At 62.9% G+C, this 10,673-nt stretch carries 13 protein-coding genes; 3 read left to right on the plus strand and 10 right to left on the minus strand.

What is annotated here, in order from left to right:
• Positions 1 to 60: 60 nt before the first annotated feature.
• From HS122_20145 to HS122_20165, 5 genes are read right to left on the minus strand one after another with little or no spacing between them, the layout of a single operon-like run.
• Complete coding sequence (locus tag HS122_20145) at positions 61 to 1,062, minus strand: SCO family protein (protein ID MBE7540708.1); 1,002 nt, start codon at positions 1,060 to 1,062, stop codon at positions 61 to 63.
• A gap of 7 nt (positions 1,063 to 1,069) precedes the next feature.
• Entirely contained in the window at positions 1,070 to 2,794 is a 1,725-nt protein-coding gene (locus HS122_20150; protein ID MBE7540709.1) for a cbb3-type cytochrome c oxidase subunit I, read from the minus strand.
• Positions 2,795 to 2,812: 18 nt separating this feature from the next.
• Positions 2,813 to 3,364 carry a cytochrome C oxidase subunit II gene (locus HS122_20155; GenBank protein ID MBE7540710.1) on the minus strand — a complete coding sequence of 184 codons (552 nt, stop codon included), beginning with the start codon at positions 3,362 to 3,364 and terminating at the stop codon, positions 2,813 to 2,815.
• A 15-nt stretch (positions 3,365 to 3,379) separates the two neighbouring features.
• A complete protein-coding gene (locus tag HS122_20160) occupies positions 3,380 to 3,529 on the minus strand; it encodes a hypothetical protein (GenBank protein ID MBE7540711.1) in 150 nt (49 codons plus the stop codon).
• Positions 3,526 to 4,968: a hypothetical protein gene (locus HS122_20165; GenBank protein MBE7540712.1), complete on the minus strand. Its 1,443-nt coding sequence runs from the start codon at positions 4,966 to 4,968 to the stop codon at positions 3,526 to 3,528. Before HS122_20165 ends, HS122_20160 begins: the two co-directional genes overlap by 4 nt.
• Before the next feature lie 100 nt (positions 4,969 to 5,068).
• On the opposite strand from HS122_20165, the gene cyoE reads away from it, so the two are divergent.
• Complete coding sequence (gene cyoE, locus HS122_20170) at positions 5,069 to 5,977, plus strand: protoheme IX farnesyltransferase (protein MBE7540713.1); 909 nt, start codon at positions 5,069 to 5,071, stop codon at positions 5,975 to 5,977.
• Positions 5,978 to 6,057: 80 nt separating this feature from the next.
• Entirely contained in the window at positions 6,058 to 6,522 is a 465-nt protein-coding gene (locus HS122_20175; GenBank protein ID MBE7540714.1) for a universal stress protein, read from the plus strand.
• Between the two features lie 94 nt (positions 6,523 to 6,616).
• On the opposite strand, the gene HS122_20180 is transcribed toward HS122_20175, so the two are convergent.
• From HS122_20180 to HS122_20200, 5 genes are all read right to left on the minus strand, one after another.
• Positions 6,617 to 7,012 (minus strand): rhodanese-like domain-containing protein, encoded by a 396-nt coding sequence (locus HS122_20180; GenBank protein MBE7540715.1) that lies wholly within the window; start codon positions 7,010 to 7,012, stop codon positions 6,617 to 6,619.
• Between the two features lie 159 nt (positions 7,013 to 7,171).
• The gene (locus HS122_20185; GenBank protein MBE7540716.1) at positions 7,172 to 7,738 is read right to left on the minus strand and encodes a hypothetical protein; all 567 of its coding nucleotides are present in this window, start codon (positions 7,736 to 7,738) and stop codon (positions 7,172 to 7,174) included.
• Positions 7,739 to 7,765: 27 nt separating this feature from the next.
• The gene (locus HS122_20190; protein ID MBE7540717.1) at positions 7,766 to 8,005 is read right to left on the minus strand and encodes a hypothetical protein; all 240 of its coding nucleotides are present in this window, start codon (positions 8,003 to 8,005) and stop codon (positions 7,766 to 7,768) included.
• Positions 7,989 to 8,300: a PIN domain-containing protein gene (locus HS122_20195; protein ID MBE7540718.1), complete on the minus strand. Its 312-nt coding sequence runs from the start codon at positions 8,298 to 8,300 to the stop codon at positions 7,989 to 7,991. Before HS122_20195 ends, HS122_20190 begins: the two co-directional genes overlap by 17 nt.
• Before the next feature lie 296 nt (positions 8,301 to 8,596).
• Positions 8,597 to 8,980, minus strand: a complete 384-nt coding sequence (locus tag HS122_20200) for a twin-arginine translocation signal domain-containing protein (protein MBE7540719.1) — start codon at positions 8,978 to 8,980, stop codon at positions 8,597 to 8,599.
• Between the two features lie 78 nt (positions 8,981 to 9,058).
• Here HS122_20200 and HS122_20205 point away from each other — a divergent pair, with 78 nt between their 5' ends.
• The gene (locus tag HS122_20205) at positions 9,059 to 10,480 is read left to right on the plus strand and encodes a sulfatase (GenBank protein MBE7540720.1); all 1,422 of its coding nucleotides are present in this window, start codon (positions 9,059 to 9,061) and stop codon (positions 10,478 to 10,480) included.
• The last annotated feature ends 193 nt before the right edge of the window (positions 10,481 to 10,673 follow it).

The following is a 10,673-nucleotide window of genomic DNA, read 5'->3' on the forward strand; positions in this document are numbered from 1 at the left end:
TATTGGAGGGGCACGCTTTGTCGTGCCCAGGGGACGCGCGTTGTGTGACTGCGTCGGAAGTCATGGAAGCGAAGCGTCGGCGGTGCGGGGTTCCCTGAGGAGGTGGAGCAGGCCCTCCCTCAGCCAGGCGCGGTGGCGCGGGTCCAGCGTGAACCGGAAGGCGACGTGCCCGCCGCGGTCGATCAGTTGGAAAAGATTGGCGTGGTCGATGATCCCGGTTTCGGGATCGCGCGTGGCGGCAAACTGCAGACGTGTCAGCACGTCGCGCATCGCCGCGGGAGTTTCGCCGTTGACGTATCGGAATTCCGGATACGCTAGGGTCTGCGCGGTGGCCATGGCGTCCATGATCTCCGCGGTTTCATATTCCGGGTTGAGCGACAGCGCCACCACGCGCAGGCCGGCGCGTTCGCTCGCGGGCAGTTCCGCAAGGATGGCGCGAAGCTCCTTGAAGATCTCGGGGCATGCGGTGGTGCAGGCGGCGTAGACGCCGGTCACGAGCACGACCTGGCCGCGGAGATCGGAGAAGCGGAAGGGCGCGCCCTTCTGGTCGGTCAGCGGCGCGTCCGGCACGGGAAGCTGTACGCGGATGCGGTCGCCCGGGAACGGTGGCAGGGTTTGTGCCGCTGAAGTGTCGATGGTGGCGTAGAAAACAAGTCCGGCGACCGAGGCGGCCACGGCGCCGAATCCGGCCAGAGCCGCTCCCCGGTGCCGCCACCAGGTCTGCGGCCTGCGGAGCGCGCGGCGTGCGTCGCGCCAGAGCATGAGGGCGACGAGCACGACGAAGAGCGGCTCGAACAGCATGACGCCGACGGCGGCCCACGAGACTCCGCCGGTCCGGGGATCGCCCCGGTAGCACCAGAGCTGAAAGTCACGCACGAAACTCCCGATGGCGCCATCCCCTGTGGGACCGAACACCGTGATCAGGAGGAACGCCTCATAGGCGACCAGGGCGCTGCTTAGAAAAACCAGCAGGCCGGGTCCGGTGAAGAACCGGCGGGCGGCGGATACAGCGCCGCCCGCCGGCACCGGAGCTACGTCCGATGCCTGGTCGGTCGCTAACATCGCGCGTTCACCTCACGGGCCATACGTCGGCGAGCGCCTTCCAATTGGCGAAATAGTAGACCACGAAGCAGGCGAGGAAAACCAGGGTCAGCACGATGGTGCCGCGCGTCGCGGTGTGGTTGCTGGCCAGAGAGCCAAGCTGCGCACCGGCCTGGATTGGCGGCGTGCCCCAGTCGGCCATGGGCCGGCCATTGTTCTTCTCTCCCCAGAGCACCGTGCCAACGCAGAGGAGAACGAAGGCAAGCAGGCCGATGAAGGCCAGCACGCCGCCGATGCCGAGAACGCCGAGCCAGAGGTGAACGGCCGGGCCGTAGACGCCCTGCGCGTCGACATCCCAGCTGCGGCGCGAGGCGCCGAGCGATCCGGCGAAGGACATGCCGAAGGCCAGAAGCGTGATGCCGATGCCGAAGAGCCACGGCTGGATGCGGGCCAGGCCGCGCCAGATGAAGTCGCGCTGAAAGATCAGCGGGATCACGTAGTAGGCGAGCGCCATGAAGGCGAGGGTGGTGCCGCCGACGACAGTCACATGGAAGTGACCCGGGATGCGCAGCGTGTTGTGGGCGATGATGTTGATCTGCTGCGTGCCGAGGGTGACGCCGGTGATGCCACCGAGGAAGCCGAAGATGATGACGGAGAGCACGGTGCCGGAAAGCGCGGGATTGCGCCAGGGCAGGGCGACGACCCAGCCGAAGAGGCCGCGGTTGTAGCCGCGTTCACGCATGGCGATCTCCACGCCGCCGGGGACGGTGAAGCCGTGGATCATGGAGGCGAGCACGGCCAGGTACATGGCGTAGGACGTGTTCCAGATCTTCCATGTGGAGCCGACGCCCGGATCAACGAGCAGGTGGTGGGCGGAGGCGAGGTTGATGAAGAGAATGTACAGTGCGAACGCCGAGCGGCAGACGGTTTCGTTCACCGGACGCGCGCCGACGATCACATTGGAGAGCAGGTACCAGACCGTGACCATCGCGCAGACATTGACCTGCTGCGACTGGTGGCCGAGGCCCCACCAGATCATGCGGTACCAGATGGGATCTGGTTGTGCGGTCCAGCCCATCGAGTAGGTGAAGGTCGGGATCATCGCCATGGCGCCGTGCAGGAGAGTGACGACCGCGATGATCGCGGCGGCGAGCGCTCCAAATGTCACAATCGGCATGGATCCCTCGTAGGCGTGGTCGCGCTTGGCGACATAGAGTGTCGCGAAGAAGTTGTAGACTCCGACGAGCGTGCCGACAGCGACGAGGATGATGCCGAGGTAGAACGCCGGGTGGGCGAGCAGCGGCAGGTAGGAGGTCATCATGACGTCGGCCTTTCCGACGAGGATGATCCAGTCCACCATGATCGCGCCCGCCAGCATCAGGATGAACCCGACCCATGCGACCTTGCGCGAATAGAGCTTGGCGTTGAGCGGCGAGGTGCAGGCGAAGTAGAGGATCGCGACTTCGAAGAACAGGATCCACAGGATCAGCATGTTGATGCCGTGGAAGGTGATGATACGGTAGAACCAGTCTGCCGGCAGCAGGTGCACGGTCTGCCAGCGGGTGAGGGCGAGGAGCAGCGCGGCGATGCCGCCGAACAGCAGGAAGACGATGCCGGCGACGGCGTTGAGCTTGATGAAACGCTGCGCGGTGAGGCAGACGCCGAGTCCGGTCGTGCTGCACACGCGCTTGGGTGCGTCGGGTGAGGCGAGCGAATGCGGGCCGATGGGAATGGTGGCTGAAGCTGTGGTCATGGGAGACGGGGCTCGGGGTTATTCGACGAAGATCTTTCCGGTCATCGCGTGGTGGCCGATGCCGCAGAATTCATTGCAGACGATGGTGTATTCGCCCTTTGAGGTGGGCGTGAGCGTGAGCACGTGGTCGTAGCCGGGGACGGCCTGGAAGTTCATGTTGAGCGGCTGGAGCGAGAAGCCGTGCTGCAGGTCGAGCGCGGAGAGGTGGATGCGGTAGGTCTCGCCGAGACGAAGGCGCAGGGCGGGATACCACTGCCACATGCGACCCATGAGATAGGCGTCGCCGCCGGGGGCGGGTTCGACGATGGGAAGTTCCGCGGCGAGTGCGTTGGCGATGGGATTCTTGAACGTGCCGACGCGGTTCGTTTCAACGAATTTCTCGGTGCGTTTGTGGAAGTCATCCGGTTTGACGGTATAGGCTTCGCCGCTGCTGTTCTGTTTGCCGCGGAAGTGCCAGTAGGGCATCATCAGCGACATCACGAAACACCAGACGAGTGCGAGGCCGATCCAGAGTTTCTCATGTCCCGCGGGCGCGTGGAACCATGGACCTGTGAGTGGGCGCAGACTCATGATGAGGATGAGGGGTTAGGGAAGTTGGGCGGGTTTGGTCAGGAGGATTTCGATCCATCCCCACGCGGAGTAGGAAAGGAACGGGATGAGGACGCCCAGGACGAGAAGCAGCCAGGGGTTGTCCAACAGCTTCTGCCAGGGGTGTTTTTTGACTTCGTTGTTCATGGGTGGGAGTGAGCTAAAGAAGAGTCGGTCCGACGCCACCGGCTGATGCGGCGAACCATCACAGTGAGGAAGAAGATGCCACCGGCCACGGCCACGAGCCCGCCAACGCCCATGACGCTGAGGCCGAGGTATTCGCCGAGCGTGCGGACATGCTGCTCGACGCCGTATTGTTTCCGGCCGAGCCCGTAGGCTCCGGCCCAGGCGAATCCCAGGCCGAACACGGCCTGGCCGGCGCCAAACAGGATGAGCTGCAGCCGGGCCCAGCGCGGCTCCGGAACGCTTGAACCTGCGGGAGCCACCGTGACGCAGAAATCGTAGGCCGCGGCCATGAGTGATATCGTGACGGCGCCGATCGCGCAATGATAGTGCCCCGGGACCAGCGTGCTCGATCCGCGGATCATTGCCCCCAGAAGAAATCCGAAAAGCGTGAGCAGACCGCTGCCGGCGAGAGCCGCAAAACGAAAATCGCGAAAGTCGACTTTGTCACTGTCGCGCCGGATGCGGGAGATCGCTGCGATCATGACGACGAGCACGACCGGGAAGATGGTCCAGCGCATGAGGTGCGTTGCCAGCGAGAAGTAGAGCGTCTTGGTTGTGCCGATGAACGCGAGCAGGGGAAGCAGGGCCTGGGGCAGCACCAGCGCCGCCATGAGCGCGGTCGTGGTGGCAGGGTAGAAGAGGTCGAATCCCGCCCACCGGCGCAGCAGGTGCAGCCACAGGGCAAGCATCGCGGCGACATTCCCCACTTGGAGGACATGGCCGCCCCCCCAGAAGAGGAGTTCATAGTAGGCGGAAGGCAGGGTGTCCGGAGTGGTCAGCCAGGAGGCAAGAAAGGTAAGCAGTGCCAGCACATTGGCGGCGGCGGCGCCGCGCAAGGCCACCACGACGGACGGGGCCATCGCGCGCGCGTCGGTGCGCGCCGGAGTGACCAGTGCCAGGGCGAAGAAAAGACCGGCACCTGAGAACCAGCAGATAAGTCCCGCGAAGAACATCGGATGATTGATCACGGGTACGTAGTTGGAGAGCACGGGCATCGCCCCGGGCATCAAGGCGCCTGCGAGCAGCCCGGCGATGCCCAGTGAGGCGAGAGCCAGTGCAATGACGGCCCCGCCGCGATGCATGCGCGGTCCGAGTGCAAGACCGAGGAAGGCCAGCGTTCCGGCCTGAAACCACACGACAATTGCGAGGTCGACATGCACAACCAAGGCGCGCTTGAAGAACAGGGGGTCGGTGAACAGCCAGCCCAGAAAGGGCAGCCGCCCCACGACGAGCATCAACGATAGCAATCCGGCGAGGACCAGGCTTCCGATGGCGAATAGAAACCATCCTCGTGCGGGCCACTCGTGAAAACCCGCACGCACCCCGGCAACCACCGGGTGGGAGACGGATCCAGGCGCGGTGGCCGGCGGTGAAGAAATGGAATAGGTGGTTGGAGGCACGGCGCGGTTCGTCGCGCAGTCTAGAGGAAGGCGAAAATGGTGGCATTGACGTAGATCAATGTTTCCGCACACCCATTTGGGTAATGTCCATGGATTCCCGATGAGCTTCCCCGCCGCCACTCCGCTTGCCGCCGATGCCGGTATCGGTGACAGGACCTCGATCCCCGGGGCGCTGCTTGCGCTGACAAAGCCACGGATAGCCTTCATGTCAGTCGTCACGGCAATGGTTGCCTATGGTACGGCGCGGCCCGATTCACCGGCGACCCTGGCGACGTTTGCGGGCACGGCGTTGTCGGCTGGAGGAGTGCTGTCGCTGAACCAATGGTGGGAGCGGGATCTCGATGCGAGGATGCGCCGCACGCTGGGTCGTCCGCTTCCGCAGTTGCGACTCAAACCGATGATGGCGCTCGGCTGGAGTGTGTGTCTCTGCCTTTTGGGTGTTTTCCTGCTGGCTTTGACCGTCAATATTCAGGCGGCGGTGCTGGCTGCGCTGACCATCGTGACGTATGGCCTGATTTACACTCCGCTGAAACAGCGCACGCCTTGGGCGACGGAGATCGGGGCGGTTTCGGGAGCCCTCCCAGCGCTCCTTGGCAATGCCGCGGCGGGAAATCTTTGGGCGGCTCCGGGGGTGACGCTGGCGACCATGCTGCTCTTCTGGCAAATGCCGCACTTCTTCGCCATAGGCTGGCGGTATCGTGATGACTATCGGGCGGCCGGATTCAGGTTGAGGCCGGCGATTGATGCCAGTGGTCGGTCGACAGCGTCATGGTCATTTGCCCACGCCGTGATGCTCCTGCCCGTTTCGGTTGTGCCCTGGAGACTTGGATGGCTAGGAGCCATTTATGGGGTCACCACGCTTGTCGCCGGTTTGCTTTTCGTTGCCTGTGCATGGCGCTTCGTGGTCGCCAGCGATCGCGATCAGGCGGCGCGCAGGCTTTTCACTGCATCGCTCGTTTACCTGCTTGTATTCCTCGCAGCGCTCCTTCTGGACCAAATTCGTGTGTGATTCGGCCCATGCGCAAGGGCGCAGCCATGGCTGAGTCGTTGTGTACAAATCGAGACAAGACCCTCAACTTTGCCACTATCATGAAAACCATCCTTGCGCCGATTGATTTCTCGCCGATCAGCAAGCGTATTGTTGATGAAGCCGCCCAGCTTGCGCGCCACCTCAAGGGACGGCTTCATCTCCTCCACATCGTGCCCCCACCGATTGTCACGCAGAGTGAATATGTCACCGAGAAGGGCGCTGAGTTTGCGGCGCTTACCGTTGATGCCATGGCTGAGGAGCTCAAGAAGGTGGCGCGCCCGCTTGAGGCGACGGGACTGGTGGTTGAAACCACAGCCGTGCTCGGATTTCCGGGCGAAGTGATCATCGAGAAGGCCAGGAAACTCAAGGCCGACTACCTCGTGGTGGGATCCCACGGGCACGGCGCGTTCTATGATCTGATTATTGGGAGCACAACAAGCCGGGTTCTCAAACAGGCGGACTGCGCGGTGGTCATCGTACCCGCGGAGAGGAAGAGCCGGAGATCAAGGAACGGAGCAAAGTAGGGATCTGCGCCCGGGCAGGGCGTGCAACCCGGCTCGATGTGGAAGGTATGGCCGCTGATCGAATCAACGGCCCGGCTCCTGCTGATCCTACAGGCTATTTTGATGCGGCATCCTTCACCGATCTGGTCGGGAGCCCGCTCTTCTTCCAGTCGGCCAGTCCGCCTGCGTTCGATGCCTTGTAGCCGAGCTTGTTGAGGGCTTCGGCGACGACGCTTGCCCGACGTCCGGAATGACAGTAAAGGATCAGCTGCCTGTCCCCGATCGTGGCGAGGAAGGGTTTCCACTCCTTTTGCTCGCCGTCAAAGTCCGACTTGGAGAGCAGCCGGGCTGGTTCGGCGACTCCGGTCTGCGCCCACTCCTTTGGCTCGCGCACATCGATGAGGATCGCCTTGCCGTCGGCGACAAGCTGGGCGGCATCCTTGGGATTGATCCTTGCCGCATCCGCAAGGGCGATGGAGGCGAACAATGAGAAGAGCGCGAATAATTTCATGATCGTTTGCAGTGTGAACCGGGAGAAACGGGGAAGTATTCCGCACACATGGCTGCTGGCAAACATTGCTTTGGTGCCAGCCCGCGGACGCAGCGCGCCTGTCACTGGGCTGGTCAGAATTCTCGGGCTAGCTTCAGGCAAGCGGGCCCGCTTCGGTTTTCACTTCGCGGGCTGGAGCGGGTTGCGCCAGTTCAGGGTGGGAAACCGGGAAAAATCGGCGTTGTTGGTGTGGAGAACGGCGCGGTTCTCGATGGCATAGGAGGCCAGCACGGCATCGGAAACCAGAGATCCCGAGCCCATGGCCTGCGCGACGAGGGCCATCACTTTGGCAACGTGGCCCGCAGGCGGCGCGAGCACACGGACATGGGGGAGATTCAGCCAGGTCTCCACCACTTGGCGCGCGGTAGCCAGCGGCACGGCGGCGAAGCCTCGGGCGAGGACTTTGACGGCGCGGCCCGCCCGGCGCAGATGGGAAATGAGGACTTGCTGTTCCAGCGGGGAATGAAAGCCGCTGAGGAGGACGCGGCCTTCGCGCGCCCATTGCGGCACGCGCTCAAGGATTTCGATGAGGATGTGTCCTGGGCACTGGCGCGGGGCGAGGAAGCCGAGCAGTGCTTCGGCCAGCAAAGCCGCGTTGCCGATGCCGACGATGCGCGCCGCCGCGTCAGCGGGGAGCGCGAAGCCAGGCGCGGCGGCAGGGGGATGGGCGCGGGGTTCATGCTTCATTGTCCGCGCCGCCCATGCGATGGTTGGTCAATTGGAAATCTCGTCGCCGGCTTGTGGCGGCTGGTGTTCCGCGCCATCCAGAAATTTTCGCCAACCTTTCCCGGTGGCTCGCGCCGCCCGGGCTTCCAGATCGGGTTCCTTGAGCACGCGGGCGAGCGATTGGGCGAGCGCGACAGCGACAAAATCCGATTCGCTCAAGCGCGAGAGCCTGGCACCCTCGCGCAAGGGGGAAATCAATTCCTCGGGAAGTTCAATGGTGGCGCTCATGCCGGGTTCCACTATCGAGGAATTCCGCCGGGGTTTCAACCCTGATTCCAAGCAGCCGCGCCATGCGGAAATTCCGGGTGTTAAACGTGACGATGACATCGGCACTGGCGGCAACGGCGAGTTCGGCGATAAAATCATCGTCGGGATCATGAAGAAAGGGGCGCAATCGGAAAGTAATCCGCACCTGCGTCGCATTGGCCGCCAAATCATCCAGGAAAGCCCCTATGTCCGCCTTGGTTACGCCCAGGTGCCCCAGTTGCTCCTCGTATTCCAGAAGAACCGCCGTGGAAATCATCCAGTCCCATGATCCCGGCTGGCAAAGGTAAAGCCAAGGGGGGTCAGTCCTTACTTATTGTATTGACAAGACGATCAGGAGTTGGGAGGAAGGGAGGTGGCAAGAGAAACGAGGATGGAGTTTGAGAGGGCGCGTTATCACGTGATCAGCAGGGGCAACTACCGTGGGTGGATATTCCGGGAGCGCGCTTTTCACAGCGCAGGTCTGGCGCTGTTTCCGCTTGCTCCACCCGCACGCTCGCAAGATTGATTGGGTGCTACATCCACCTCATGGTTGCCCTTCATCTTCACTTCCTTCTACCGATAGGTGTTAGAAGTAAGGACTGACCCTTTAGTGCCCTCACTGATCCATTGGTCGACGTCGAGCCGGTCGGGCGCATAGGCGATCGACGTATCCGATCCGCCCGGCAGCTCCGCCTCGACCAAGGCGCTCATGCCGAAATGGAGGAACATGCCATGCTTCATGGCCTCCCACTTTTTCAGTTTCTCCACGGAAAGCCGCTGCGCCCCGGGCAGCTTCTCATCATCGGAAGCCGACGAGCGCAGGGGGACACCGGCGGCCAGCGAAGGGATTGCGGGTGCGGATGCATTCTGTGCGGAGAGCCGGGCGCCGAGCAGAGCGCCGCCTGCCAGGGCGGATGCGCGCAGGAATTCGCGTCGCGAAGCGGATGAAGTTTTCATGAGAGGAAGGAAGGGGATGGGCTGCGAAAAGGTGGCTCGCCTCCGTTGGCCTGTGAAGCCAATATGGCCTCATCCGTCATGAAACGCCGCCCGCGATTTCTCATCGCCCTTTTCCTGTATGCAACGGCCTTTGCGATCAACTGCCCGGCAGCCGATGGCCAGCGGCAGCCGAATATCCTCGTGATCTTTGCGGACGACCTCGGGTGGAGAGACGTCGGGTTCAATGGTGACCGCCGCTATGAGACGCCGCATCTGGACGCTCTTGCGAAACAGGCACTCGTATTCCCGAACGCTTGCGCGGCGGCGGGCAACTGCGCGCCGAGCCGCGCGTGCCTATGGTCCGGGCAGTACACGCCGCGCCATGGCGTGTACGCAGTTCGCCGCACGGATCGCGGCCCGAAGGACCTTCAGCGCCTCATCCCGGTTCCGAACAGGGAGGAACTCGCGGCGGAGAAGATCACTCTGGCGGAATCGCTCCGCGCCGCAGGTTACCGCACGGGTCTGTTTGGCAAGTGGCACCTCGGCAATTCTGCGCCGTACCGGCCGAAGGACCAGGGATTCGATGCGGTTTTTGAATCTCAGGGAAAGGGCGACCGCCGCACGCGGGAAATCTCCGACGATCCCAAGGGAATTTTTTCGATCACGCGGGCCGCGCTGGATTTCATCGAGGCCGACAGGAGCCGGCCCTTCTTTGCGTTCATCTCCCATCACGCGATCCATACGCCACTCGAGGCGAGGGCGTCATCGGTCAGGCATTTTCAGGAGAAGTTGCCGGATCTCAATCGCAAGGACGTCCTCTATGCTGCGTCGACCCTGGATCTCGACGACAGTGTCGGGCAGGTGGTCTCACGACTGCGGGAACTTGGACTTGAGGAGAACACGCTTGTCATATTCACGTCGGACAATGGGGGAACGCAGCAGTCGTCGCAGGAACCGCTGCGCGGCAACAAGGGCTGCTACTACGAGGGAGGCATTCGCGTGCCTTTCTTTGCGCGCTGGCCGGGTCGGATCGAGCCAGGCGTGAACGCGACGCCGATCATCAATGTGGATTTCTATCCGACCTTCCTTGCTCTCGCTGGAGCAAAGGCTCCCAGGGACTACCCGCTCGACGGGGCGAACCTCCTGCCACTTCTCTCAGGCAGAGTCTCAACTATTGACCGCCCGATCTTCTGGCATTTCCCCGGTTACCTGGACGATCCGGTGATACGCGGGCGCGATCCGGTTTTCCGCACTCGCCCCGTGACAGTGGTGCGGGAGGGCGACTGGAAGCTCCTCCTCTACCACGAGGAGTGGTTCCTTGACGGGGGCCGCGAAAATTTGGCCGGCAATCACGCGGTCGAGCTGTACAACCTTGCGTTGGATCCTGGCGAACGGCGGGACCTTGCGAACGAGGAATCCGCCCGCCGCGATGCATTGCTGGACACGCTTTGGAAATGGAGTGAGCGCACCCAGGCGAAATTTGCCCACGAGCGCAACCCAGCCCGCAAGCCGCGATCCTGAGGGGAGACCGGCCTGGAGCTGGCTGACGTTGTGGATCGCAGGGCGGGGCGCGCATGCCTGTCTGTCCATTCCCAGGAAATCACGGGCAGAAATTTTTTTTCCAGCCACCTGACGATCGAAGCAACGGCCCGTCCGGGAATAGTGCGAAAAGTGAGGTTTGACCCCTTTTGCCTTCTCGACCCCTTTTGCCTTC

The organism is Opitutaceae bacterium (assembly GCA_015075305.1).
Lineage (GTDB): Bacteria > Verrucomicrobiota > Verrucomicrobiia > Opitutales > Opitutaceae > UBA6669.